Genomic DNA, 25212 nt, shown 5'->3' on the forward strand with positions numbered 1-25212 from the left:
ACAAGTGAGAGAGATGCCGCATATTCAGAAAGACACGTCCCATGACGATCGCCGCCCGCCCCGGAACTCATTTGACAGTGCTGATGGTTCTTGGTCTGACCCATCTGCTGAACGATCTGATGCAATCCCTGATCCCGGCGGCGTATCCGATCCTGAAAGAGATCTATGACCTCGATTTCGTTCAGATCGGTGTCATAACCCTTACGTTCCAGATCGCGGGCGCAATGCTCCAACCGGTGATCGGCATGGCAACCGACCGTTACCCCGCGCCCTATTCCCCAGTCGTCGGCATGATGTTCACGCTGTCGGGCCTGTTCAGCCTCGCCTTTGCGCCAAGCTATGCGATGATCCTGGTGTCTGTCGCGCTGATCGGAATCGGATCGTCGATCTTTCACCCCGAAGCGACCCGTATGGCGCGCTATGCGGCCGGGCGAAATCAGGGCTTGGCACAGGGGATCTTTCAGGTTGGCGGACAGGCTGGCGGAGCTTTGGGTCCGGTCTTTGCCGCATTGATCATCGTGCCCTGGGGGCAGCCCAGCCTCGCGTGGTTCGCGTTGACCGCGCTATTGGCGATGCTGCTGCTGACGTGGATCGGCAGCAAGCAAAACCAGATCAGGGCCGAATTCACTGCAATGCGTGCGCGGGGGAAGGCGAGTACCGAAACCACCAGTCACGCCGCAGCGACCATCGCGATCGGGCTTGTCGTGCTGACTTTCCTGATGTTCACCAAGAATTTCTACAGCGAAAGTTTCCGCTCGTTTTATACGTTCTACCTGATCGAACGCTTCGGCCTCAGCATCCCTGCCTCGCAGATGATGCTCTTTCTGTTCCTGCTCGCCGCGGCTGTCGGGGTCTTAATCGGCGGTATCATCGGCGACCGGATCGGGCGTTATCGCATCATCTGGATCTCGGTTCTTGGCCCATTGCCGCTGACCCTGATCCTTCCTTATGCGGATCTGTTCTGGACCGGGGTTCTGACAGTGATGATCAACCTGATCATGGCCAGCGCCTTTGCTTCGATCCTGATCTACGCGATTGATCTGCTGCCGAACCGGATTGGCCTGATCGGGGGGTTGTTCTACGGGCTGAACTTCGGACTCAGCGGTGTCGCCGCCGCCTTTCTGGGAATCCTTGCCGACAGCTACGGGGTGGAAACTGTTTTCTGGTTCTGCTCTTTCCTGCCACTTGCAGGATTGGCCACATGGTTTCTTCCGCGAATAAACGACGAGCCAGACTAGGCCGGCATATCTGCGATCTCTCCAGAGGTTGAAAACCGCACGGTCGCGGCCACCAAGACCTGCATCGCATCAAAAACCGGCACGATCGCTTTGATCTCCTTTGCCAAGAGCGAAAACTCGGTGCAACAGATGCAAATCACGTCAGCGCCCTGATTTTCCATATCCGCCGAAACATCGCTCAGAATACGCGCGGCGCGTTTGGTTGGCCCCTCGGCCTTGATCGAGCGAATGGTTGCCAGCACCTGCTCGGCATCTTGTGCATAGACCGGCGTCATCCCCGCAGCGCGCAACGCTGGTTCGAATACGCCAACGCGCTGCAAGGCGGGCGACCCCAGCAGACCAACCTTGCCTTTCGGGGCCAGACGCGCCGCCTCGGCACTGGCAAGATCAACCATGTTGAGAAACGGAACATCGGTCGCTGCGGACACCTGCGCCGCATAATAATGCGCGGTATTGCACGGCATCACCAGCGCCTGCGCTCCGGCCGTCACAAGACGTGCAGCCATGTCGGCCAGGACCGGACCCGGGTCTTCGTCTCCGCCGTCAAGGATCGCCGAAATGCGGGATGGCACCTGCGTATTGTTGTCCACCAAAAGCGGCACATGATCAGCATCATCCCGCGCCGAGACCGCGCCAACGACCTGCTGCATGAAATAAATCGTCGCTTCGGGGCCCATGCCGCCCAACACACCAACTGTTCGCATCCTTGACCCCTGTTTGTAGCCTTTGCCCCCAGAATATTCCTTGTGTCTGCCATAGGCGCGCGGTCCTCAAGACCAAACGACAAAGCGATGCTCGCCGCACAAGCCGCCCATTGGCTGCCTGGGCCGGAATGGAATGTCGAATTTGGCTCGACTGAGCTACTCCCCATTTATTGGACAGCATCTAGCGTAAATTAAGCTACTCTTTGCATCTGCTGATTTTTTTGCTTCGTTTCGCCGCCAGTAGATCACAGCGGGTGGTTTGCCGCCAAGGGCGGAATGCGGGCGCTTATGGTTGTAGAAGTCGATCCACTTCCTGACGCCTGCCTTCGCCTCTGATCCGGTTTCCCAGGCATGCAGGTAGACGCATTCATACTTCAAAGACCGCCAGAGACGCTCGACAAAGATGTTGTCGAGGAAGCGGCCGTTGCCGTCCATCGAGATGCGCACGCCGGATCGCCGAAGCCGGTCTGTCCACGCAAAGGACGTGAACTGGCTGCCCTGATCCGTATTCATGATTTCTGGCGGGCCAAACTTGTGAATGGCTTCATTCAGCGCATCGACGCAAGTTTCAGGGGGTCGCACAGTCAACCCGATAGTTTTTTAGCGCCAAGCAGCTAGGCGCCGCAAGTTCACCCCCCAAGGATAGCCTTTTCATCCCCTTCTAGGTTGACTTACTCAAAACCCCTTCCGTGATCTGGCCTGTGTACGGTAATGGGGATGCCCTCCCCGGCACTCGCGTCCCCCCATGCCATGCCCGTGAGCTAGAATGCTCTGAGAAGTATCCCGTTTGTCACACAGATAGCTATCGTCGTGATTCATATTTGTAGGCCCCCAGTCGGATGAGATCGCGCTGACGGCTTCAATAGCCCTGTACGACTCTCTGAGGACTCCTGAGGGGCATACCTTTCAAGGCACCCTGATTAGGATACTCCATGATCGACCACGAAAGGCCCGTGTCCGTGGACCGTAGCACAAATCGTCTAACAAAATGCTCCTATTGACCGTGAATCCACGGAACTGGTAGGCCTTGTTTTGCTGATGCAAGCAGCGTGTCTGTACCGAATTTGTGCCTGAACCCGGAACCAAACCCATGTCCTGTCCAGACTTCACCCGGACAATGCACGGAAACCAGTCCCTTCAGCGGCACCACATGTTCCGGTTCATCCCAACGCCTTCAACCCGGTGCGCACTGCGCGGTTCGGGTTTTGCTGTAGGATGTATTCGCCCAGCGTTTTGGCAAGCGCGGTATGCCCTTTATCGAGCGCCCGGTTGAACAACTCGCGTTGATAGCGCGGAAAGCTGCGTCGGGTGCGCAGCATTTGGTAATACGCTTCGCTGGTGAGCGTGCCGTTCAACGCGCCGAGGATGATCGGGCTGAGGATACCCATCTGGTTGAGCGAACTGCCCAAGCGGTGACCCAGCAGCGGGGCACGCAGGTTTTGAACGTTCTTGTTGGTGAAGCGCGCCGCATGCTGCGCGTCAAGAGGCTCGTAGGGATCGAACAGGATCGACACGCGATTGGCCGCCTTGCTGACCTTCGCAGCATCGCCATAGCGCCCGCTGAAATCACGATCCCAGACCACCTTGTAACGCGTCTCCCAGGGGACCACCGACTTATCGACGGTCGATTGCGGTGAAATCGCCACCACGTCGCACCCCGGCGCCGCGGGCGAGAACGCACAAGCGGCATAACCGCCCATCGACGCCCCGTAAAACACCACACGTTTGAACTGTTCGAAAAACCCCGATGCCTTGAGATCGTCGAACTGGTCATAGACCCAAGGTTCGCGATACCATGTCCAGCCGCCCGCCAGAACGCCCAGCATCGACCATCCCTGATCCTCGATAAAGCTGTACCCCCAGGGCCGGCGGTCCTCGCGCTTCGTCATCGCGATATCGAGATTGTCGAAAGTGACGACCAATGTCTCCGGATCGCGCGGCACATAGAGAAAGCTGTGGCCATTCGTGCCGGGTCTGTACCAGCCATCCTTGCCCGCAAGTCCGGTCGCAATCTCGTCCCAGCTTTCATCCGCCACTGGCTCTGGGGGTTTCGGCGTCACGCAGATGCGGGTGATGTGCTGACCGTCTTCCTCACGTGTCGAAAGCGGAGTGTTGCTGCCATAGACCTTGAGAAACGGGAACGCGCCGGACCCGCGCCGCACGTCCATGAACACTCGCGTGTCGGAATGGATGCACCGTTGCAGAAACGGCTCGAGAAATGGCACTTTCCAACGGTCACCAAACCCTTGCAGATTGCACAGCACATCAACCGGGCGCAGGGCGTTTTCGGAACGAACGACTCTGATCCGGTCGGCATCCACCTCGTTCGCTGTCAGAAAGGCGATGTAATCTGCAAGCCACGGCTGATCGTCGTCCTTGAATTTCGCACGCCGATTGGTGTTCACCAGATGAATGTCGCAATCGAACCGATGATGCAGCGCCAGAACGAAACTGCGCGCCGTGCCGGCAAGGTCGGCCACGCTGCTCACCTCGGCAAGATCCAGATGGTCGATCAGGGCGCCATCGAACGTCGCGGTGCCGCGCCCCTTGATCGGGGCAAGCGCGGGGGTGATTTTGTGCTCCTGCACCAGGCGTTCAAGGTAGGATCCTTTCGGCGGCAAGCCGTCGTGCAACTTGCCCAATTGCCGCTTGTTCGACGCCCAGAGATGCAGGGCGGTCGTCTCGTCGGTGATCAACCCTTCGGCCAGCTCCGCTCGACGCATGAACTTGGTCCGTTCGCGAAAGGTAATCGGATAAAACGCGTTGAGTGGCTGGACATGATGCTCCAGCCCAAGCTCATGCACATAATTTGTGACCATCATGGGGCCCCACACACCCCAAGGCTGTTGCGTGACATGGACCGGCTTGCCCTTGTCGGCCTTCTTGCGCATCTCGGCCTGGCGCTTTTTCGGCAAGAAGGGCGCGATAGAGTAACGGTCGTCGGTAAATGCCAGCATCTGCCGCAAGGCTTCGCTGTCTGACGGCAGCCCCAGAATAGCGTTATTCACCCGGTGCTCGCCCGGCAGTTCATAACCGAAGACATAATCGCTGTCATACGTCATCGGGCGATGACAATAGACATCCGTATCCACCCAGATCATGCCGGGGTTCTGGTGGATCATGTGCAGGCGAAACCAGTCGGCAAACAGCGCGAAACTGTTCTTTTGCTCGTATTTGATAAAGTCGTCCGTGTCGATGATCTCGCGCCCGTCGCGGCGTATCACCCCATCCGGAACGTTGGGAATATCCTCATAGCTGAACAGCGTGATCTTCTGGCCCTTGTCCACAAAGGATTTGAGGCAAAGCTGTTCCATCCAGCTAAGCGGCCCGCCGATCCAGAGTGTTCCGACCTCGCGTGTGCGTGGCATCTGCAAGTCCTCAATCGCGCCAGCCTCGTGATGATGGGCGGCGTCGTGACACAAGTGTTACGCAGATTGCCGCGTTTTGGGTAGCCTGCGTGAATTCTGACTCAGTTTTTGCGGCATTCGTGCCTTTGCGGCCATGTCGCTTGCACGTCATAGCGACGCCGCGTTAATTTTTGGAAAAACAGAACAATAAAGCGGGCCACGACGTCCGATCATGGGGCAATGATGAGCAACGAGAGTTTCACAGTCGTCTCGACGATGAAGAACGAGGGTCCGTATATCCTCGATTGGGTGGCGCATTACAAAACACTCGGTTTCGATCACATTCTGGTCTGCACCAATGACTGTACCGATCCCACGGTCGAGATCCTGTTGCGATTGCAGGAGATGGGGCTGGTCACGCAGCATGACACCATCGTGCGCAAGGCCGGCATCCACCGCAGCGCGCTGCGGCAAGCCAGCCGACGCTATGATGTCGTGATGAATGCCAAATGGGTTTTTGTCTGCGATGTCGATGAATACCTGAACATTCACCTGGGAGACGGGTCGGTTCAGTCGCTCGTTGATGGGTCAGGCGAGGATGCCGATGTGATCTCGGTTCCCTGGCGCATCTTCGGCCCATCGGGAATCGAGAAGTTTGCCGACAAGCCCGTGACGCAACAGTTCAGGATGGCAGAACTTGAATGGGATGCGGACACCCGCCCCGAGACCGGCAAATTCGTCAAATCACTCTACACCAACCAGCATAAATTCCAGCGCATGGGGCTGCACGCGCCGGTGTCGCTTGAAGACCATCTCCACGACACGCGCCGCGTCTTGCCCGGCGGAACAGACTATATCGTCAACGGAGAGCGTACCGATGCGCCACCGCTTTTCACCGATGCGCAGGTCAATCACTACGCGCTCCGTTCAATGGACAGCTTCCTCGTCAAGCGCGCGCGCGGACGCGCCAATCATTCGCATCACGTTCTGGGAATGGAGTACTGGGATCGATTCAATCTCAACGATGAAAAAGATATGTCAATCGACCGCTACAAGACCAAAACCGCTAAGCTGGTGAAGGAATTAAAGGCCGATCCGGTGCTGAAAGACCTGCACGCCCGCGCCGTCGACTGGCACAAACGCAAAGCCGCTTCGCTCCGCATGGACCCTGAAATGGACGGGTTGGTCGAAGGTCTGAAGGCCGCCTTGTGAAAATCAGACACCCTCGGCCCAAGCGTTGTCGTTACCGCCGTGCAACCCTACTTGCCGCTCACTGCGCCGTAGTCTGCCACCGGTTCACATAATCTGTTTGATAGACCTTTGTATTCGCCGATTGCGCCTTCATGGGCTTTCGAACGGCATAGTTGAGAATGATGCCACCGGGCGAAAGGTCACCCGATAAGCGCGGGCGCGCGCCTGTTTCGTTGGGGTTGGTGGTTGTGACCACCTTGTGCGCATACATCGGCATCAATGGCTGTAATACACACTGCAATACGGTGTAATTCATGGTCTTTTCCCAAAAGCCATACACCATCTCCGGGTTGATTTGATAAAAGGAATGATTGACCCAGTTATTGCAGGGAGAGTGGCCAATCAATACGCCGCCGGGTTTCAGCATCTTGTGAATGTTGCGGTACGCCGTCGGGAGGTCGAATATGTGTTCGCACGTGCCTCCGTCGTAAATCACATCGAACTTGCGCTCGAGCGCTCTCGGCAGCTTGTCGCCAAGGTCCTGTATGATGCTCGCGTTCTCAAAGTCGGAGAAATCGATGGACTCGACTTTGGAGAACCCGATCTTCCTGAAGAACGTTTCCGAATATTCATCGTCGGAATTGGCCAATTCCTCTTCGGTCACGCCGGGGAAATAGGTTTCCAGTGTCTTTTCGAAGAGCGCCGCAGACCGTTTGCGCCGTTTTCCGACCCAGCGTTGTCGTCCCAACATCGCAATCGAACCGGACAGGTCGTTGTCCTTGACCGTCTCGATAAGACGCGCCGCAAGAGTATCGGGGAGAGCCATCAACCGCACCTTCTCAACATTCTGACGTCTGACGCGCCGATTGCGTGCCAGATTACACGCAACGGACTGCCAGCGCACAGATTTTCCGTTCTGTTGGTTTAAATGTTGCAAACGTCTGTGACCCGTTTGCACGCGTCAGCGCCACAGATCCCCTTTCATTACAAAGACCTTTCCGCTAGCAATTGTTGTCAAAACAAGAAGATACTAACCTTCAGGCGTTGGAATTTCCGGGCGTCCGAGGTGACGGGGCATAACATGGAACGCGTGATCACCCGACGTTTGGCGGGGCGCCGAACCGGCGCTTTCACGGTGTTGGATGCAGTCAGACACCAGCATGGCGATGAACAGCGCGTCACGCTGTTTTTCGCCGCGGGCACTGATGTTGCTGCGTTGTCGCCTGTCAACAATGACAGCGGAATATCGGTGCAAAGCGTCGCTGGCGCGCCGTGTGTGACCTATGTCAAAGGTATCTCACCCGAGTTTGGCGAGCACGAAACGGACATTGTCTCTGACGCAGAGTTGCATCTCTTCGAAGGCAAGAATGCTATCGCCGCTGTCCGGAACGGCGAAGATGCCGATGTGGTTGCGCTGTGGCTTGCGCATCATGTCAGAACCCAAGACCTTCAGGCCGCGTTGATCGTCGACAGAGCCGAGCCTGTTTCGTCCGAGGCGTTTGCCAGCACGCTTGAGGACAGGATCGCGGCGCTGGATCTGTCATGCCGCGTGCTTGTGCTGTCCAGTGAGCTTCCGCTGGGCAAGCCTGACACCCCGCCCGAGGCGCACCCGATCTGCGTGCCGGAGGCTCCCGGTAAAGACCGGATGGAGCCGCCGGAGCCATCGCCGTGGGATGCCCCATTGGGGGAGATGTCGCTTTACGAAATCCTGCGCACGCGATTTCTGGCCGACGCGCGGGCGGTGGCAAATCTTGATGTGCACGACCTGATCCCCATTGACATCCCCAATATATTCGACAGCGCAGTGACGGCCGAGGGTGGTGTGATCGCTCTGGTCGGGCGGCACTGCTATCCGTGGCGGGTGCGAAAGGACCAGCCGACTGTCTTTGCCGATCATGTCTGTGTCCAGTTTGACGCGACAAGCGGGCGGCAGCGCTGGTGCATCGCTCCTGCCAAAGCGCCGCAGAATGCCGTGTGGCGGATGATCCGGATCGGCAACGCAGTCCCGGATCGCTCCCGAACCCAGTTGTTCTACCGCCACATGGCGCTTCGTCACCCAACACCGTCGATCTCCAAGATCGTGCCCAAGACCTCGCTGATCGAGCATCCGCCGCTCCTGGACATGTCGCAGCAGTACTGGGGGCACAAGCCGGTCCGGATGCCCGAACTTGAACCGGACGCAATCGCCAAGGGAAAGGGCCGCCGGGCGATTGTCACCACGATGAAGAACGAAGGCCCGTTCATCCTTGAATGGCTGGCCTACCACCGCGCCATCGGGTTTGACGATATTCTGGTCTACACCAATGACTGCACCGATGGCACCGACACGATGCTGAAGATGTTGCAGGAAAAAGGCCTGGTGCAGCACCGCGAAAACCCGTTCCGCGACAGCGGACTGAAGCCGCAGCACGCGGCCTTGCAGGCGTCCGAAGATGAGCCGGTGATAAAGACTGCCAAATGGGTGACCTGCATTGATGTCGATGAGTTCATCAACATCAAGACCGGTGACGGCACGCTGGACGCGCTGTTCGCCGCCGTTCCCGATGCCAACATGATCGCGATGACGTGGCGGTTGTTCGGCAATAACGATGTGCATGAATTCAAAGACCAGCCCATTACCGAGCAGTTCCTGCGATCCGCGCCGGAATTTGCCCGCAAGCCGCATCAGGCCTGGGGGTTCAAGACGTTGTTTCAGAATATCGGATTGTTCAAGAAGCTGGGTGTGCACCGCCCCAAGGGGCTCAACCCGCAGCTTTGGGAGGAGATCAACTGGGTTAACGGTTCGGGTCAGCCCTTGCCGCGCGAGATGTATCGCAACGGATGGCGCTCCACGACCGAGACCTATGGCTATGATCTGGTGCAACTCAATCACTACGCCGTACGCTCGGCCGAAAGCTTCCTCGTCAAGCGCGATCGCGGGCGGGTGAACCATGTGGATCGCGATCAGGGGCTCGCCTATTGGTTCCGCATGAACAACAACGCCGAGGAGGAGCGTTCGATCCAGAATAGGCTTGGGATGATGAAAGCCGAGATGGCGAGACTGCTGGAAGATCCGGACATTCAGGCAGCGCATGACGCGGCCGTTGCGTCACATCGCGAGAAGATTGACGCGTTGAAGGCAACCGAAAACTATGCGGCGTTTTATGCGGATTTGACGGGAAAGCGCTTGGAAACGCTGTCGCGCTTGCACGCTCATTTCGGATCGAACGTGTTTCTATCCGGTCCGGGCGTGGTGCCTGACGACGTGATGGGGCAAGATCCTGACCAGGACTGGTTTTTCACCGTTGATGATGTTGATGAAACTGCCCACTAGGGCATCCCTGATCTGAACGCCTGCAACCGGCTCGCAGAGGCGCAGCGCTGCTCCGGTGTTATTTGAGGCCGCCCGTCCTGGGCGGCCTTTGGGCACCGACGGTGCGTTGTGGACAATTCGTCCTTAATTCACGATGGATTGCACTTGACGGCGCTTTTCGCCCTCGCTGTCACCGGAGTGGATGACCGACAGCAGGATGTTCACCTGAGCATCGGTAAGAGAGGACACGTCAGCGTTGGGCGCATATTGCTTGATCTGGGATGTGTCGGGCATTGCAGACGCGATACCGGCGAAAGCAGTGAGTGCGAGAGCGGTTGTTGCGATGAGCTTTTTCATGTGAGTCGTCCTATCTGTGGTGTCATTTCCCACCATTCGCCGGCGGGTTGAGACGTTTCGTTTGTGCCGGTCTGTGTGTGCCGACACTCATCAAGTTAGGGGCGCAGGTAACGGGTTGAAATTCACAGATCGCGCATAGCGGCTCTCTCAAAATTGACCTTGAAGAAAAGTTTTTCCGACACGTCGTTGCGCAAAAATGCACAACTAACGTGCGGATCAAGTAATGAAGGTGCGTCAGCTCACGAAATACGCGCGTGGGAACACAGGCTCATGAACGGCTTCACGCGATTGGCTATGTCACAGGACATATCAACAAAATGTGTACCAGCCAAAACCGCGGTTTGTTTCAGCGGTCTGACCGCATTGCGAGGCGCGCACAGGGTTTTTGTGAGGGAAAGTGTGCAGTTGGCGGCGATTCCACAGCGCTACAACGCGGTTCTTGGAATCAGTTTTCGCCAAAAAGAAGGGCCGGGCAAAGCTGCCCGACCCAAGATCGGTCTAGCCGATAATCGCGTTCAGTGTCTTGGAGGGGCGCATCACATCGGCGGTCTTGTCCGGATCGCCGTGATAATAGCCACCGAGGTCTACCGACTTGCCTTGCGCAGCGGCCAGTTCCGACACGATCGCGTCCTCATTGTCGGCCAGTTCTTTTGCGATGGGCGCAAAATGGTCGGCCAGTTCGGCGTCCTCGGACTGCGCCGCCAGGGCTTCGGCCCAGTAGCGCGCGAACCAGTAGTGGCTGTCGCGATTGTCCGGCTCGCCCACCTTGCGCGAAGGCGAGCGGTTGTTGTCGAGGATGCCCTGCGTTGCCGCATCCACCGCCTTGCCCAGCACCCGCGCCTTTTCGTTGTCGCGTGCATCGGCAAGGAATTGCAGGCTCTCGCCCAGCGCGCAGAACTCGCCCAGAGAGTCCCACCGCAGGTGGTTTTCTTCCATCAATTGCTGAACGTGCTTGGGCGCAGACCCACCCGCACCGGTTTCGAACAATCCGCCACCGTTCATCAGCTTGACGATGGACAGCATCTTGGCGCTCGTCGCCAGTTCGAGGATCGGGAACAGGTCGGTCAGGTAATCGCGCAGCACGTTGCCGGTGATGGCGATGGACGTCTTGCCATTGCGGATCGTTTCCAGCGACGCGCGGGTTGCTTCGCGTGGCGCCATGATCTTGAACTTGTCGGCCACGCCCTTGGCGTCGAGGATCGGCTTGACGTATTTGATCAGCTCCGCGTCATGCGCGCGGTCCTTGTCGAGCCAGAAGATCGCCTCGCAGTCTTCCGCCTTCTGGCGGTCGATGGCGAGTTGCACCCAATCCTCGATCGGCGCCTTGCGGGTCGAGGCAGAGCGCCAGATGTCACCTTCTTCAACATCGTGCTCATGCAGAACCGTACCGTCCGCCAGTACCATCCGTACAGTTCCCGCGTGCGGAATTTCAAAGGTGGTCGGGTGCGATCCGTATTCCTCGGCCTTCTGCGCCATCAGGCCGATGTTCTGCACGGTGCCCGCGGTCGCCGGATCAAGCTTTCCGGTTTCCTTGAAGTAATTGATCGTCTCGTCATAAACCGGCGCATAGCTGTTGTCGGGAATGATACAGTTCGCGTCATGCTCCTTGCCATCCGGACCCCAGCCCTTGCCGCCAGCGCGGATCAGCGCAGGCATGGATGCGTCGATGATGACGTCTGACGGAACATGCAGGTTGGTGATGCCCTTGTCGCTGTCGACCATGTACATCGGCGGGCGGTCTGCCATCACCTTTTCGATCTCGGCCTTGATCTCGGGCTTGTCCTTGACGCGGTTGAGCAGATCACCGAGGCCCGAATTGGGGTTCACGCCTGCCGCCTTGAGCTCGTCACCGTATTTGTCGAACACCGGCTTCAGGAACGCCTTGACCGCGTGACCAAAGATGATCGGGTCCGAGACCTTCATCATTGTCGCCTTCATGTGCAGTGAAAAGAGCGTGCCGTCTTCCTTGGTCTTTGCGATTTCGTCTTCAAGGAACGAATCCAATGCCTTGGCCGACATGAAGGTGGCATCGACGACGGTGCCGGCCGGATAGGACAGACCGTCCTTCAGGACCGTTTCCGTGCCGTCCTTGCCGACCAGAACGATTTTCGCGCTGGTTTCACTGTCCAGCGTTGCGGATTTTTCGTTGGAGAAGAAATCGCCGCCCGACATGGAGGCCACACGGGTTTTGCTGTCCTTGGCCCAATCACCCATGCGGTGCGGGTTGTTCTGGGCGTAGGATTTGACCGGCTTGGCGGCGCGGCGGTCGGAGTTACCTTCGCGCAGCACCGGATTGACGGCGGAGCCCTTGATCGTGTCGTATTTGGCGCGCGTGGCTTTTTCGGCCTCGGTCGACGGAGATTCCGGGTAGTCGGGAAGCGCGTAGCCTTGCGCCTGCAACTCTTTTACAGCCGCCAGCAATTGCGGCACAGACGCCGAGATGTTGGGCAGCTTGATGACGTTCGCCTCGGGCGTTTTCACCAACTTGCCAAGTTCGGCCAGATCGTCGGACTGGCGCTGGTCGGCGGTCAGTGCTTCGGGGAAGGTGGCAAGGATGCGCCCGGCGAGCGAGATGTCCTTGGTGCCGACGCTGACGCCCGCGGCGCGGGCGAATTTCTGGATGATCGGCAGAAATGAGGCCGAGGCCAGTTCGGGTGCTTCGTCAACCTTGGTGTAGATGATGTCGGGGGTGTTCGTATCAGCCATTTATCAACCCTTTCGTGATTTTCCTCTGCCATAGGCCATCAGGGGTGAGTCGTAAACCGCATACAGTGGTATACATTGCCGCAATCGGCGTGCGCTGGTGGAGGTTCGAACGGCGTGCTACGTCAATCTGAGACAATTCACATTGCCAAAGAGCGCCTCAATGAAACGTGTCCTCGTCACCGGCACCGCCGGCTTCATCGGTTACTATCTTGCGCGGCTGCTGTTGGATGAGGGTTTCGTCGTGCATGGCTACGACGCGATGACCGATTATTACGATGTGACCTTGAAAGAACGTCGCAACCAGATGCTGCTGCAAAGCGCCGGTTACAGCTTTACGCACGCCGCTCTGGAAGAGGAAGGCACCTTCGAACGCATTGCCGACGAGTTTGCGCCAGACATCATCGTGCATCTGGCCGGGCAGGCAGGTGTGCGGTACTCGCTGGAAAACCCCCGTGCTTACCTCGACAGTAACCTGGTCGGGACGTTCAACGTGATGGAGGCAGCACGGCAGCAGAAGGTCGCGCATCTGCTGATGGCGTCCACGTCCTCGGTCTATGGCGCAAACGAGGAAATGCCCTTTCGGGAAACCGACAAGGCCGACACGCCGCTGACGTTCTATGCCGCCACCAAGAAGGCCAACGAAGCGATGGCGCATTCCTATGCCCATCTGTGGAACATTCCGACGACAATGTTCCGGTTTTTCACCGTTTACGGGCCGTGGGGGCGGCCCGATATGGCGTTGTTCAAGTTCACCAAAGGCGTGTTCGACGGCACCCCGATCGATATCTACAACCACGGCGACATGCACCGCGATTTCACCTATGTCGAGGATCTGGTGCGTGGTATTCGGCTGTTGATGGACGCGGTGCCGGGCGGGCCGGAAACCGCCGTGGACGGCGACACGCTCAGCCCTGCTGCACCCTATCGCGTGGTGAATATCGGCAATTCCGACAAGGTGCGGCTGATGGATTTCATCGAGGCCATCGAGGCAGAGACCGGGATTGAAGCCAAGCGCAATTACATGGACATGCAGAAGGGTGACGTGTTCGCCACCTGGGCCGATGGGTCGTTGTTGAAGGCGCTGACGGGATATGCACCGCAGACCGACATGCGCGATGGAGTGGCGAAGTTCGTGGCGTGGTATCGCGATTATTATCGCGTCTAGAACAGGCGCGCAAAGAACACCGCGCTCATACCGAACCCGACAATGGCGACGATGATGCGAACCGCGTTTTGCGGAATCGCCTTGGCCACGCGTGCGCCGAAATAGCCGCCAAGCACGGAAAACACCATCATCAGCAGCGCGGCGGGCCAGACAATGATCCCTGCGACTGCGAACGTGGCCACGGAAATGGCTGAAAGTGCGAAGGACAGCCATGTCTTCAGACCGTTCATCCGGTGGATGTTCTGCCAGCCCCAAAGCGAGAACAGCGCCAACAGGACGATGCCCAGCCCGCCATTGAAATAGCCGCCGTAAAGACTGACCATGAACAGGCCGACCGCGCCCTCGGCAGAGATGTTGGCGCTGTGCCTAGCCGCCCATTGGCGCAATTTCGGACCGTAGAGAAACATCAAGGTCGCGAACAGCAGCAGGAACGGCACGATCAGGTTGAACGCGTCATTCGAGGTGATGAGCAGCAACAGGGAACCGACCAGCCCGCCGAGCAGGGTGATGAGGGTCAGCCGGATCAAGGATGCGCGCGTCAACTGGCGCAATTCTTCGCGGTATCCCAGCGCACCGCCAAGATAGCCGGGGAACACAGCGACGGTGCTGGTGGCGTTCGCGGCGATTGGCGGCACGCCCGTAAGCACAAGTGCGGGAAACGTCAGAAACGTGCCGCCCCCAGCGATCGTGTTGAGCACTCCTGCACCAAAGGCAGCGAGTGCCAGCAAAACCATGTCGAACATCGGGATTTCCTTGCGGTTTGGCGCGTTGCATCAGGCGCGCGCTTCATCGGCCATGATTGGCCGATGTGCAAGGTCGGTTGCCGTGCTGAACGGCGGTGCGGCCTAAAGCACCCTCTCGAACAGGTCCCGGGTGTTGGCCTCGGTCATCTTGACCGGGTTGCCGCCCGTCGATGGATCGTTGAGCGCATCGCGGACCAACACGTCGAGATCGGGGTTTTCGACGCCGAGATCGGTGAGGGTTTTCGGAATCGCAAAGCTGTCGTTGAACCGATCGACAAAGGCTTGGAACCCTTCGAATCCGCCGTCTATGCCTAGATATCCTGCTGCACGATCAAAACGGTCGCGGATGGCGTCGGCATTGAACTTGAGAACCGCCGGCATGAACACCGCGTTGGTGGTGCCGTGATGGGTGTGATGGTGCGCGCCAATGGGGTGGCTGAGAGCGTGGATCGCGCCAAGGCCTTTTTGGAAGGCCGTCGCTCCCATCGCAGCGGCGCTCATCATGTTGGCGCGTGCGTCGAGGTTTTGAGGGTCGCTATAGGCTGTGGGCAGGTTCTCGACGACAAGGCGCATCCCTTCCAGCGCGATGCCTTGGCTCATCGGGTGGTAATGCGGGCTGCTGAACGCCTCGACGCAATGCGCAAAAGCGTCAAGCCCGGTGCCCGCGGTGATGAATTTCGGCATCCCGACCGTCAGTTCGGGGTCGCAGATCACCACGGAGGGAAGCATCTTTGGATGGAAGATGATCTTTTTCTCGTGAGTCTCGGAATTGGTGATGACACTGGCACGGCCGACTTCCGAACCTGTGCCGGCAGTTGTCGGCACCGCAACGATAGGGTGAATGCCTGCGGGGTCGGCGCGCGTCCACCAATCGCCGATATCCTCAAAATCCCACAAGGGGCGCGACTGGCCAGCCATGAAGGCCAGCGTCTTGGCAAGATCGAGGCCGGACCCGCCGCCGAACGCCACGACACCATCGAATCCGCCCTCGCGGTAGACGCGCAGACCCTCTTCGACATTCGTCTCGTTCGGGTTGGGGTCCACATCCGAGAATATAGCGCGGCCCAAGCCCGCCGCTTCGATCAGGTCGAGCGTTCTGGTGGTGATGTCCATGTTCGCCAGCCCGCGATCGGTCACCAAAAGAGGCTTTGTGATGCCGGCAGCAAGGCACGCCTCGGCGATTTCCGAGATGCGGCCCGCGCCGAAGCGGATGGCGGTGGGGTAGGACCAGTTTCCGGTGAGGTGCATGGTTACGCTTTCTTGAGATGGTAGGATTTGGGGCGCGTCAGAGCCTGATACGCCAGTTTCGACAGGCCTTGCCCGCGCCCGGTGTCCTTGCAGCCAGTCCAGCAAAGCGCCGGATCGAGATAGTCGCAACGGTTCATAAAGACAGTCCCGGTCTCGAGTTGGTCGGCGATGGCTTCGACCGCTTGCGCGTCCCTGGAGAAGATCGCGGCGGTAAGGCCGAAGGGGCTGTCATTCATCAACGCGATGGCTTCGTCATCGTTCTTGACCGACATGATGCCGACCACCGGGCCGAAGCTTTCGTCGCGCATGACGCGCATCTTATGGGTCACGTTGGTGAGGATTTGCGGCGTCAGGTACGCGCCGCCATCGTCAGCTGGCATGGTTTCGATGTGGGCTTTTGCGCCATCCGTCAGCGCCTCGTCGATCTGCGCACGCACCTCTTTGGCAAAGCGGATGTTGGCCATCGGACCCATCGTTGTGTCCTGCTCCAGCGGGTTGCCAAGCTTTTGCCCCTTCACCCATGCGACGGCCTTCTCGACAAATTGGTCATAGAGGCTTTCGTGGACGTAAATCCGTTCGATGCCGCAGCAGCACTGCCCGGCATTGAACATTGCGCCGTCCATCAGCCCATCAACCGCTGCCTCCAAATCGGCATCGGCGCGGACATAACCGGGGTCCTTGCCGCCCAATTCGGTGGACACTGGCGTGAAGGTACCAGCGGCGGCGTGTTCCATCGCCTGACCGCCACCGACCGACCCGGTGAAATTGACGAAGTTCACAGCGCGCTCGGCGATCAGCGCAGACGTGGTGTCATGGTCCAGAACGAGGTTCTGGAACACGTCCTGCGGAACGCCCGCTGCGTAGAACGCTTCGGCAAGATGATCGCCCACGGCCAGCGTCTGTGCGGCGTGCTTCAGGATCACCGTATTGCCTGCAATCAGCGCAGGCGCGACGGTGTTGATCGCCGTCATGTAGGGGTAATTCCACGGCGCCACGACCAGAACGACGCCCCAGGGCACGCGCTTGATCACGCGGCGGGCGGAGGTGCTGTCCTCGACTTCCATCGGGGCGAGGCTCTCTTCGGCGACATCGGCCATGTAGGTGAGCCGTTCGTTGAACCCGCCATATTCACCGCCGTAGCGCACCGGACGACCCATCTGGTGCGCCAGTTCAGTCGTCATGCGATCCTGCTGCGCACCGATGATCTCGCCCGCCTTGCGGACCAGCGCGACGCGCTCCGAGACAGGGCGCGTGGCCCACGCGGCTTGTGCGGCCTTCGCCCGCTTGGCCGCGTCGAAGGCGGCCTCTTGGCTCAGGACGTCGCGGCTCAGATAAACCGATCCGTCGATGGGCGAAATGAGGTCTTGGGTCTTGGTCATGGTTCAGGCTCTTTCAAATCCACGCTGGATTTCCCAGTCGGTCACGGCGGCGTCGAACATTTCCTGTTCGACCTCGGCGCAGCGCGTGTAGTGGTCGATCACATCGTCGCCCATCGCCTTGCGCAACATCCTGGATGAGCGCAACGTTTCAGTGGCGGCGCGCAGCGTGTTGGGGATTTCGGGAATTTCCGTCATGTTGTAAACATCGCCCGTGACAGGCGCGTCGAGCGACAGCTTTTCTTCCATCCCGGCAAGACCGGCGGCAAGCTGGGCGGCGCAGGCGAGATAGGGGTTGATGTCAGAGCCGGGGATGCGGCACTCGATCCTCACACCCTTGGTGCCGTCGCCGACAAGCCGATAGCCTGCTGTGCGGTTGTCGACCGACCACGCGATCTTGGTGGGCGCGAACGTGCCCGGCAAAAAGCGTTTGTAGCTGTTGACGTAGGGCGCCATGAAAACCGTCATGTCGGGCGCATATTTGACCAGCCCGGCGACATAGGATTTCATCGTGTCCGACATGTTGAGCTTTGCGTCGGCGTCGTAAAAGACGTTTTCGCCATCCTTGAACAGCGATTGGTGAATATGGGCGGCGCTGCCCACCTTGTCGGCGCGCCACTTCGGCATGAAGGTCACCGCATGGCCCTGCATATGGGCGATTTCCTTGACCGCGTGTTTGGCGATGGTGTGATTGTCGGCGCAGGCCAGCCCATCGGCATAGCGGATATTCAATTCGCCCTGTCCGGTCTCGGCCTCGCCCTTGGTGTTTTCAACCGGCACACCGGCCGCGACCAGATGGTTGCGCACCGGGCGCATCACGTGTTCTTCGCGGGTTGTCTGGAGGATGTTGTAATCCTCGTTAAAGCCGCTGATCGGGGCCAGTTTGCGGTAGCCGCCCTTGCGAATTGCATCGAAGCTCTTTTCGAACAGGAAAAACTCCAGTTCAGTCGCCATCATCGGGACCAGCCCAATGTCGCTCAGGCGGGCGATCTGGGCCTTGAGGATCTGGCGCGGCGAGTGTGGAACAGGTTTGTGCGTCGTGTGATCCATCATGTCACAGAGCACCATTGCGGTGCCCTCAAGCCACGGGACCGGGCGCAGGGTGTCGAGGTCGGGCTTCATCACATAGTCGCCGTATCCGGCTTCCCAGCTGGTCGATTTATAGCCGTCAGGTGTGTTCATTTCCAGATCGGTGGCCAGCAGGTAATTGCAGCAATGCGTTTCTTTCCACGCGCTTCCCAGAAAGTTCGAGACGTGAAACCGCTTGCCCATGAGGCGGCCCTGCATGTCGACAAGGCACACAAGAACGGTATCAATCTCACCGCTTTCGGCTTTGGCTCTCAGATCGTCTAGGGTCATCTTTGCCTCCCGGCGTGGTCTGGGTGCCCAACTCCTTGCACGGAGTTGGGCGTTTCTTTTGTCAGGTCAATCGAACGTATAGGGCGCACCGGCCTGGTTGATGACGCCGTTATAGTCACGGAAGATGTTGATGATCTTCTGATGCACTTCGCCTTCCTGGGCAATCTCGTCCCAGAATTCGATAGCGGCGTTTTCGACCTCTTTCCACTCGTTTGCAGGCACCTGGCGCAAGGCCAGTTTCTCGCCATTGGCGCGCAAGGCCGCTTCGCCACCCCAGTACCACTGATTGCGGTAGGTGTGGCCTGCTTCGGTCGCGGCCATGACCAGTGATTTGAGATGGTCCGGCAGCTCCGCCCAGCGCCCTTGGTTGACAAACCAGGATCCGATCCAGGCGCCGGAGATGTTGTTGGTCAGGAAATAATCGGTCACATCGGCCCAGCCGACGGTGTAATCCTCGGTAATGCCCGACCAAGCCATGCCGTCAAGCTCGCCGGTCTGCACCGCGACCTCGGCATCCTCGTAAGGGATGTTCACCGGCACCACGCCGAACTTTGACAGGAAGCGCCCGGCGGTGGGGAAGGTGTAGAGCTTCAACCCGTCCAGATCGGCAACCGAGGTGATTTCCTTCTTGGTGTTGAAGTTGCACGGATCCTGCCCTGCGGCGGAGAGCCATTTGACCCCGACCTTGGCGTATTCCTCGTCCCAGATCTCGGACAACCCGTACTGGTTGAAGAGCACCGGCACGTCGAGAATGTGCTTGGTCGCAAACGGGAAATAGCCGCCGAACACGCGCAAGGGCGTGGGCGAGGCCATTGAATCGTCGTCGGAATGCACGCCGTCGATGGTGCCGCGTTGCAGCGCCTGGAACAGCTCTCCAGTTGGTACGATCTGGTCGGCGTAGAACAGTTCGACCTCAAGCTCGCCGTTGGAATTGGCGTTGATATAGTCGATGGCCGGTTTGGTGACGTGTTCGCCCAAGGCCGAACCGGCATAGGTTTGAAAGCGCCACTTGATCGCGTCCTGCGCCCGGACGATGCCGGGGCTGGCAAGGGTGGCGGCACCGGCGATGCCGGCGGATGTCAGGAATGTGCGTCTTGTCGTCATTTTGGTCTCCTCCGTTGGGTTTGGGTTGATGCTCCTTGATCGGAGTCTTGGGGTTAGTTCCCGTAGATGTAATTTGGCAGCCAAAGCGCAATTTGTGGAAAGATCATGATAACGGTCAAGGCTCCCACCATGACCAGCACGAACGGAATGATGGATGCATAGATGTCGCGCAGCCCGATTTCCGGCGGTGCCATCGCGCGCATCAGAAACAGGTTATAGCCAAACGGCGGGGTCATATAGGCGATCTGCGTGGTGATCGTGTAAAGGATACCATACCAGATCAGATCGAACCCAAGCGCGCCTGCCAGCGGCACGTAAAGCGGCGCAACGATCACCAGCATCGCGGTGTCGTCAAGGAACGTGCCCATGACGATAAAGCTGAGCTGCATCAGGATCAGGATCACCCAGGGGTTCAACGCCAGCTTTTCGGTGAACAGGCTCTCAATCGCCTTGACCGCGCCCAGCCCGTCAAACACCGCGCCGAAGGCGAGCGCGGCAAGGATGATCCACATGAACATGCACGAGATGCCGAGCGTGTTGCGCACGGTGTTCTCGAACACTTCCCGCGTCATGCGCCCCTTGAGCACCGCCGCCATGAACGCCGCAATCGCGCCGATGGCAGAGCTTTCGACAAGCGAGGTCCAGCCGTTCACGAAGGGCACCATCATGATGAAAAAGATCGCCAGCGGCAGCAGTCCGGCACGCAGCAGGCGGAGTTTCTCCTTCATCGGGATATCGCGCTCGTCCGCTGGCAAAACCGGCCCCAGCGCCGGGTTCAGCTTGCAGCGCACCACGATGTAGATCACGAACATCGTCGCCATCATCAGCCCCGGAATGACTCCCGCGAGCCAAAGCTGGCCCACCGGTTGACGCGCGATCATCGCATAAAGCACCAGCACCACCGACGGCGGCACGAGGATGCCCAAAGACGATCCCGCCTGTATCACCCCGGTGACCATGCGCTTGTCGTATCCCCGCCTGAGAAGTTCGGGCAGGGCGATTGTCGCGCCGATGGCCATGCCTGCCACGGACAGCCCGTTCATCGCAGAGATCAGCACCATCAACCCGATCGTGCCCACGGCCAGACCGCCGGACAGCCCGCCCATCCAGACGTGGAACATCTTGTAAAGATCGTCGGCAATGCGGCTTTCGCTGAGGACGTAGCCCATGAAGATGAACATCGGCAGCGTCAGCAGCGGATACCATTTCATCAGCTTCATCGCCGCCGAAAAGCCAAGATCGTATCCGCCGCGATCCCCCCAGAGGAAAAACGCGGCCACGACGGCAACAAAGCCGATCGCACCGAACACCCGTTGTCCGGTGAGCAGCATCAGCATCATCGTCGAGAACATCAGGATCGCGATCAATTCGTAGGACATCAGAGCTTGGCTCCCATGTCGTAACCCTTGATGCGCAGGATGTCCTTGCACAGCTCCGACAGCGCTTGCAGCAGCATCAGGAAGATGCCCACCACCATGATGACCTTGATCGGCCAGAGGTAGGGCCGCCACGATGTCGGGCTGCGCTCCATGAAGCCGAGCTCGCTTTCGCCGGTGAGGAAGCCTGCGAAAAAGCTGATCGGTTCGGAGCCGAAATAGCCGAAGGAATAGGCGGTCGAGGCGATACCGCCATAGAGCAGAAACAGCAGATAGATGAGCAGGAAGAATACGGTGACCGCATCAATCGCCGCTTTGCGCCGGGTCGACATTTCGCCGTAGATCAGATCCATGCGCACATTCGATCCCATCTGGATCGAATAGGGTCCGCCCAGAATGTAATAGGCCACCATGGCGAACTGCGCCATTTCCAGCGTCCAGAGCGTCGGTACGAAGAACGCCTTGGAGATCGATGACCAGAGCAGGATGCCCATCATCACGAAGATGCCGTACATCACGATCCGCCCGATGAGGTGATTGACCGGATCAACCGCCGCGACAAAGCCCTTCATCGCGCGGATCATTGCGCCGCCTCGCGGTTGAGGGCGCGTGTCAGCATGTCGCTCAGGAGTGTGGCGAACCGGGACACGCCTGCCGGGTCGGAGATGAGATCGTTGCGCACCTCGATCATGACGTTTTGCAACCCGCGCGCGATGCCGTGTTCGCGCAAGGTGTGGGTGACGCCATCGGTCACGGAATACGGCGCATTCAATCGTGCATCCAGGTCTTCGGGTGCCGCTCTCAGCATCGCGAGGGCGAGCGTGTCATCGCTGTCATGCAACAGGCCAAGCTCCACATCGCGCGGCTCTCCGAACCAGACCGGCGTGAAGGAATGGACGGTGACAAGCGCGGGCGGGGTCGCAAACCCGTCAAGCGTGGCGCGCAGCAGATTGCGGAACGGGTCATACACCTCGCAGATTCGCGCGGCGCGTTCGGTCTCGGTCAGGTTCAGATTGCCCGGCACGTCGATGGCTTCCGATTTTTCGGGGATCGCCGCGGTCGCGCTGGGTGGACGATTGCAATCATAAACCAGCCGCGAGACGCGCGAGGCAACAAGAGGAGCATCCAGCCTGTCAGCCAGTGCCACCGCCAGATCACGACCGCCGATATCCCATGCAGCGTGGCTTTCACGGTGCTCCGGGGCGACCCCCAGATGGTTTACGGAAGCCGGGAAAAACGCGCTCGCGTGCTCGCACACGAGGCAGATCGGCGCCGTGCCGTCGGGGTTTATCACCTCCGCAGCGGGGCCTTCGTCCTCCCCCAGAACCTTATGACTTGCCTTGATGCTCACGCACCGCATTAGGCGCAGGGGTTTGCCACCTGTCAAGAAAGTTCGTTGAATTTTGTACCAACATTTCCTATGCTGTAACGAATTCTACAAAGCGAGCCGCGCAATGCCCAAACCCCTTTCGGTCCGGGACCGTCTGCACGATCAGGCCGGGGCTCTGACACCGGCAGAGCGGCAATTGACCAGTGTTTTGATGCGCGACTATCCAGTGGGAGGGCTGCAATCCATCACCCGCATCGCGGACGCGGCCGGGGTATCGACGCCGACTGTGATCCGCCTCGCCCGCAAGCTTGGCTTCGATGGTTTTCCAGAGTTGCAATCGGCCATGCGCGACGAGGCGTCGGCGCAGTTCAAGACCCCCATCGGCAAGCGTGAGGGTTGGGGCGATGCCAAGCCGGGATCGGCGGCATTCAAGGCATTTGCCGAGGCGGTGTTCGACAATCTCAGCCGCACCATCGACCGGCTCGAACCCAATACGCTGGACGCGATTGCGGGTGTTCTTGCCGATGCGCGGCGCCCCTTATTTCTCTCTGGCGGCCGTATCACGCGCTCGAATGCGGACTACCTTTTCAATCATCTCCAGATCATCCGCCCTTCGGTCACGCTGCTGGGGGGCTCGCCGAATGTCTGGCCGCAATACATTCTGGACATGGACCGTGCGGCGGTCTTGATCCTGTTCGACATCCGCCGCTACGAGCGCGATCTGGAACGTTTGGCGGAACTGGCCAAGGAGCGGAAGGCGGAGATTGTTCTGTTCACCGATCAATGGGGCTCGCCGATTTCCCGGCTGGCCGACCATGTGGTCAACGCCATGATCGAGGTGCCCTCGAACTGGGATTCAACGCTGGCGATCAACCTGATCATCGAGGCCCTGATCGCCGAGGTCCAAACCCGCGTGTCGGAAAGCGCGCGCGACCGGATCGAGGCGCTGGAAGACATGTTTCAATCGACCCGCATCTTTCGCAAGTCAACCTGACGCACCGGGCACCGGGTCGTCCGTCAGCCTGCTGTCGAGCAACTGCCCCTCGCGCCGTAGGATCGGATGCGCCACGGTGACGACCCAGGAGTGCATTTCCTTCAGCGTATAGGCGGTTTCGATATGAACGTCGCTGGAGCCGAAACTGGCGTCATTGCCCGCACTCAATCGCTTTAGATGCGCCTTGCGGGTCCGGCGTTCGAGCCGCGCCATTTCAGCCTTTTCCTCCAGCAACTGTCGCGCGCCGATCAGGTCATTGCTGACCAGAACGCTGGACGCGGTGGACAGGTTCTGGCTCAGTTTCATGTGCAACTCGGACAATTCCGCGAACCCTTCGGGAGAGAATTGCAGCGCGCGATCCGATTTTTCCCGCGCCAGTTCAAGCAACCGCTTGACCAACAGATCACCCGACGCTTCCAGCGCAATGGCATAATCCACCAGCGCGCGCAGTTCCCGCTTTTGGTCCTTGGGCATTGCATGGGTCGGCAGATCGGCCGCAAAGACCCGGATGTCGTCAAGCGCCTTGTTCAGCACCTCGTCTTCGTCAAAGATCGCGGCGGCGCGCAGCGCGTCGTAATTCTGGTAGAGATCCATCAGCGGCGAAAGCATCTCGGAAAGGACATCCGCCATGCGGATCACCTCGCGCCGCAAACTGGCAAGAGCGCGCACCGGCACATCGGTCGTGCCGGGATCGAGATGCGATTTGTGCAAGGGTTTGGCCGCGTGATCGAAGGGCGCATCGGGTAGCATGCGATGCAGCAACGACTCCATCGGCACGCCAAGTGCGATCAGCGCCAGGACCGCCACGTTGAACGCGATGTGCACGGCAACGAGCACCTGGCTGTTGCCGATCGATTGCAATTGCTCCGGAAGGCCGAACATGTCGATGGCGGTTGCCGCAACCAACGCGGCGCTTCCGCGCAGGATCAGGTTGGCCACGGGAATGCGGCGGGCCACAGGGTCTGAATTTCGGGTCAGCCAGACCGGGATCACGGTCGAGCCGAGGTTGGCGCCCAGAACAATCGATACGCCGGCCGCCAATGGCAGCGCGCCCAATCCGACCACTGCCACCGTCATCAGAATTGTGGCGACGGAACTGTGCATGATGAACGCCAGCACCGCACCGGTGAGGAAGGCTGTCACAAAGTCACGTTCGAAATATCCCGCAAGGGCAGGCAAGACCGCGCTGTCTCGGATCGGTTCGACCGCTTCGCGCAAATAGCGCAGGGCAATCAGGATCAACGCGATCCCGACAAGCACACGGCCGACCTGTTTCCAGCGTGCAGTGTTGGCCTTGAGAAACACCAATCCGCCAATGGTAAGCAAGACCGGCACGAGCGCTTCGAGATGGAACGAAAACAACATGATAAGGATCGCCGATCCGAGGTCGCCCCCAAGCACCATCGCGAGGCCCGGTACGAACCCGATCCCGCCTGAGCCTGCGAACCCGGAAACCAACAGCGTCACCGCCGCCGAACTTTGCAGCACCATCGCCATCAATAGACCCGAGGCCATCATCGTCACCGGAGAGCGGGTCTTGCTGACCGCGCGATGCAACCGGGGTCCGGACGCGCGTTCAATGCCTGTGCGCACCATGCGCACGGCAAACAGCAGCAACAGCACTGCACCGGAGAGTTGGGTCAGAAAATAGAGAATTTGCATAGCGTAACCAGCTTGTCAGG

The 25212-nt window shown here is 59.2% G+C and carries 19 protein-coding genes and 1 pseudogene; 5 read left to right on the top strand and 15 right to left on the bottom strand.

Going from position 1 to position 25212, the window contains the following annotated elements; all coding sequences use genetic code 11:
• Positions 1-41 precede the first annotated feature (41 nt).
• Positions 42-1238, top strand: coding sequence for an MFS transporter (locus ACGKZZ_RS01745; protein ID WP_411221705.1), 1197 nt, complete (start codon positions 42-44; stop codon positions 1236-1238).
• Here ACGKZZ_RS01745 and ACGKZZ_RS01750 read toward each other — a convergent pair.
• The 3 genes and pseudogenes from ACGKZZ_RS01750 to ACGKZZ_RS01760 all read right to left on the bottom strand — a co-directional run bounded on the left by ACGKZZ_RS01750 (position 1235) and on the right by ACGKZZ_RS01760 (position 5310).
• A complete protein-coding gene (locus ACGKZZ_RS01750; protein ID WP_411221706.1) occupies positions 1235-1942 on the bottom strand; it encodes an aspartate/glutamate racemase family protein in 708 nt (235 codons plus the stop codon). The genes ACGKZZ_RS01745 and ACGKZZ_RS01750 overlap by 4 nt on opposite strands.
• Before the next feature lie 156 nt (positions 1943-2098).
• Positions 2099-2512: pseudogene (locus ACGKZZ_RS01755) on the bottom strand (transposase); the annotation flags it as partial.
• Positions 2513-3102: 590 nt separating this feature from the next.
• On the bottom strand, positions 3103-5310 hold the full coding sequence (locus ACGKZZ_RS01760) for a hypothetical protein (RefSeq protein WP_411221707.1): 2208 nt from the start codon (positions 5308-5310) through the stop codon (positions 3103-3105).
• Positions 5311-5532: 222 nt separating this feature from the next.
• On the opposite strand from ACGKZZ_RS01760, the gene ACGKZZ_RS01765 reads away from it, so the two are divergent.
• The gene (locus tag ACGKZZ_RS01765) at positions 5533-6501 is read left to right on the top strand and encodes a glycosyltransferase family 2 protein (protein ID WP_411221708.1); all 969 of its coding nucleotides are present in this window, start codon (positions 5533-5535) and stop codon (positions 6499-6501) included.
• 58 nt (positions 6502-6559) lie between these two features.
• Here ACGKZZ_RS01765 and ACGKZZ_RS01770 read toward each other — a convergent pair whose 3' ends face one another.
• The gene (locus ACGKZZ_RS01770; protein ID WP_411221709.1) at positions 6560-7306 is read right to left on the bottom strand and encodes a methyltransferase; all 747 of its coding nucleotides are present in this window, start codon (positions 7304-7306) and stop codon (positions 6560-6562) included.
• A gap of 255 nt (positions 7307-7561) precedes the next feature.
• Between ACGKZZ_RS01770 and ACGKZZ_RS01775 the strand changes: the two genes are divergently transcribed.
• On the top strand, positions 7562-9793 hold the full coding sequence (locus ACGKZZ_RS01775; protein WP_411221710.1) for a glycosyltransferase family 2 protein: 2232 nt from the start codon (positions 7562-7564) through the stop codon (positions 9791-9793).
• Between the two features lie 123 nt (positions 9794-9916).
• Here ACGKZZ_RS01775 and ACGKZZ_RS01780 read toward each other — a convergent pair whose 3' ends face one another.
• Complete coding sequence (locus ACGKZZ_RS01780) at positions 9917-10129, bottom strand: hypothetical protein (RefSeq protein ID WP_411221711.1); 213 nt, start codon at positions 10127-10129, stop codon at positions 9917-9919.
• A 498-nt stretch (positions 10130-10627) separates the two neighbouring features.
• A complete protein-coding gene (locus ACGKZZ_RS01785; protein WP_411221712.1) occupies positions 10628-12835 on the bottom strand; it encodes an NADP-dependent isocitrate dehydrogenase in 2208 nt (735 codons plus the stop codon).
• Between the two features lie 160 nt (positions 12836-12995).
• On the opposite strand from ACGKZZ_RS01785, the gene ACGKZZ_RS01790 reads away from it, so the two are divergent.
• Positions 12996-14000 carry an NAD-dependent epimerase/dehydratase family protein gene (locus ACGKZZ_RS01790; RefSeq protein WP_411221713.1) on the top strand — a complete coding sequence of 335 codons (1005 nt, stop codon included), beginning with the start codon at positions 12996-12998 and terminating at the stop codon, positions 13998-14000.
• Here ACGKZZ_RS01790 and ACGKZZ_RS01795 read toward each other — a convergent pair.
• The 8 genes from ACGKZZ_RS01795 to ACGKZZ_RS01830 all read right to left on the bottom strand — a co-directional run bounded on the left by ACGKZZ_RS01795 (position 13997) and on the right by ACGKZZ_RS01830 (position 22566).
• On the bottom strand, positions 13997-14743 hold the full coding sequence (locus ACGKZZ_RS01795; RefSeq protein WP_411221714.1) for a sulfite exporter TauE/SafE family protein: 747 nt from the start codon (positions 14741-14743) through the stop codon (positions 13997-13999). The genes ACGKZZ_RS01790 and ACGKZZ_RS01795 overlap by 4 nt on opposite strands.
• A gap of 102 nt (positions 14744-14845) precedes the next feature.
• Positions 14846-15991 (bottom strand): iron-containing alcohol dehydrogenase, encoded by a 1146-nt coding sequence (locus ACGKZZ_RS01800; RefSeq protein ID WP_411221715.1) that lies wholly within the window; start codon positions 15989-15991, stop codon positions 14846-14848.
• Between the two features lie 2 nt (positions 15992-15993).
• Positions 15994-17370, bottom strand: a complete 1377-nt coding sequence (locus ACGKZZ_RS01805; RefSeq protein WP_411221716.1) for an aldehyde dehydrogenase family protein — start codon at positions 17368-17370, stop codon at positions 15994-15996.
• Between the two features lie 3 nt (positions 17371-17373).
• Positions 17374-18726, bottom strand: coding sequence for a glutamine synthetase family protein (locus ACGKZZ_RS01810; protein ID WP_411221717.1), 1353 nt, complete (start codon positions 18724-18726; stop codon positions 17374-17376).
• A 66-nt stretch (positions 18727-18792) separates the two neighbouring features.
• Positions 18793-19830 carry a TRAP transporter substrate-binding protein gene (locus ACGKZZ_RS01815; protein WP_411221718.1) on the bottom strand — a complete coding sequence of 346 codons (1038 nt, stop codon included), beginning with the start codon at positions 19828-19830 and terminating at the stop codon, positions 18793-18795.
• A 53-nt stretch (positions 19831-19883) separates the two neighbouring features.
• Entirely contained in the window at positions 19884-21209 is a 1326-nt protein-coding gene (locus ACGKZZ_RS01820; protein ID WP_411221719.1) for a TRAP transporter large permease, read from the bottom strand.
• A complete protein-coding gene (locus ACGKZZ_RS01825) occupies positions 21209-21790 on the bottom strand; it encodes a TRAP transporter small permease subunit (RefSeq protein WP_411221720.1) in 582 nt (193 codons plus the stop codon). Before ACGKZZ_RS01825 ends, ACGKZZ_RS01820 begins: the two co-directional genes overlap by 1 nt.
• The gene (locus ACGKZZ_RS01830) at positions 21787-22566 is read right to left on the bottom strand and encodes an N-formylglutamate amidohydrolase (protein WP_411221721.1); all 780 of its coding nucleotides are present in this window, start codon (positions 22564-22566) and stop codon (positions 21787-21789) included. Before ACGKZZ_RS01830 ends, ACGKZZ_RS01825 begins: the two co-directional genes overlap by 4 nt.
• 94 nt (positions 22567-22660) lie before the next feature.
• Between ACGKZZ_RS01830 and ACGKZZ_RS01835 the strand changes: the two genes are divergently transcribed.
• Positions 22661-23530 carry a MurR/RpiR family transcriptional regulator gene (locus ACGKZZ_RS01835; protein WP_411221722.1) on the top strand — a complete coding sequence of 290 codons (870 nt, stop codon included), beginning with the start codon at positions 22661-22663 and terminating at the stop codon, positions 23528-23530.
• On the opposite strand, the gene ACGKZZ_RS01840 is transcribed toward ACGKZZ_RS01835, so the two are convergent.
• Positions 23522-25192, bottom strand: a complete 1671-nt coding sequence (locus ACGKZZ_RS01840) for a Na/Pi cotransporter family protein (RefSeq protein ID WP_411221723.1) — start codon at positions 25190-25192, stop codon at positions 23522-23524. The genes ACGKZZ_RS01835 and ACGKZZ_RS01840 overlap by 9 nt on opposite strands.
• Positions 25193-25212 lie beyond the last annotated feature (20 nt).

It is taken from the genome of Marivita sp. S2033, from assembly GCF_046592965.1.
GTDB lineage: Bacteria > Pseudomonadota > Alphaproteobacteria > Rhodobacterales > Rhodobacteraceae > Marivita.

Coding starts and splice junctions, on each gene's coding strand:
- ACGKZZ_RS01760 (WP_411221707.1), bottom strand. CDS start 5,310: ATGCCACGCACACGCGAGGTCGGAACACTCTGGATCGGCGGGCCGCTT.
- ACGKZZ_RS01805 (WP_411221716.1), bottom strand. CDS start 17,370: ATGACCAAGACCCAAGACCTCATTTCGCCCATCGACGGATCGGTTTAT.
- ACGKZZ_RS01810 (WP_411221717.1), bottom strand. CDS start 18,726: ATGACCCTAGACGATCTGAGAGCCAAAGCCGAAAGCGGTGAGATTGAT.
- ACGKZZ_RS01775 (WP_411221710.1), top strand. CDS start 7,562: ATGGAACGCGTGATCACCCGACGTTTGGCGGGGCGCCGAACCGGCGCT.
- ACGKZZ_RS01825 (WP_411221720.1), bottom strand. CDS start 21,790: ATGATCCGCGCGATGAAGGGCTTTGTCGCGGCGGTTGATCCGGTCAAT.
- ACGKZZ_RS01795 (WP_411221714.1), bottom strand. CDS start 14,743: ATGTTCGACATGGTTTTGCTGGCACTCGCTGCCTTTGGTGCAGGAGTG.
- ACGKZZ_RS01745 (WP_411221705.1), top strand. CDS start 42: ATGACGATCGCCGCCCGCCCCGGAACTCATTTGACAGTGCTGATGGTT.
- ACGKZZ_RS01820 (WP_411221719.1), bottom strand. CDS start 21,209: ATGTCCTACGAATTGATCGCGATCCTGATGTTCTCGACGATGATGCTG.
- ACGKZZ_RS01765 (WP_411221708.1), top strand. CDS start 5,533: ATGAGCAACGAGAGTTTCACAGTCGTCTCGACGATGAAGAACGAGGGT.
- ACGKZZ_RS01770 (WP_411221709.1), bottom strand. CDS start 7,306: ATGGCTCTCCCCGATACTCTTGCGGCGCGTCTTATCGAGACGGTCAAG.
- ACGKZZ_RS01785 (WP_411221712.1), bottom strand. CDS start 12,835: ATGGCTGATACGAACACCCCCGACATCATCTACACCAAGGTTGACGAA.
- ACGKZZ_RS01800 (WP_411221715.1), bottom strand. CDS start 15,991: ATGCACCTCACCGGAAACTGGTCCTACCCCACCGCCATCCGCTTCGGC.
- ACGKZZ_RS01750 (WP_411221706.1), bottom strand. CDS start 1,942: ATGCGAACAGTTGGTGTGTTGGGCGGCATGGGCCCCGAAGCGACGATT.
- ACGKZZ_RS01835 (WP_411221722.1), top strand. CDS start 22,661: ATGCCCAAACCCCTTTCGGTCCGGGACCGTCTGCACGATCAGGCCGGG.
- ACGKZZ_RS01780 (WP_411221711.1), bottom strand. CDS start 10,129: ATGAAAAAGCTCATCGCAACAACCGCTCTCGCACTCACTGCTTTCGCC.
- ACGKZZ_RS01790 (WP_411221713.1), top strand. CDS start 12,996: ATGAAACGTGTCCTCGTCACCGGCACCGCCGGCTTCATCGGTTACTAT.
- ACGKZZ_RS01815 (WP_411221718.1), bottom strand. CDS start 19,830: ATGACGACAAGACGCACATTCCTGACATCCGCCGGCATCGCCGGTGCC.
- ACGKZZ_RS01830 (WP_411221721.1), bottom strand. CDS start 22,566: ATGCGGTGCGTGAGCATCAAGGCAAGTCATAAGGTTCTGGGGGAGGAC.
- ACGKZZ_RS01840 (WP_411221723.1), bottom strand. CDS start 25,192: ATGCAAATTCTCTATTTTCTGACCCAACTCTCCGGTGCAGTGCTGTTG.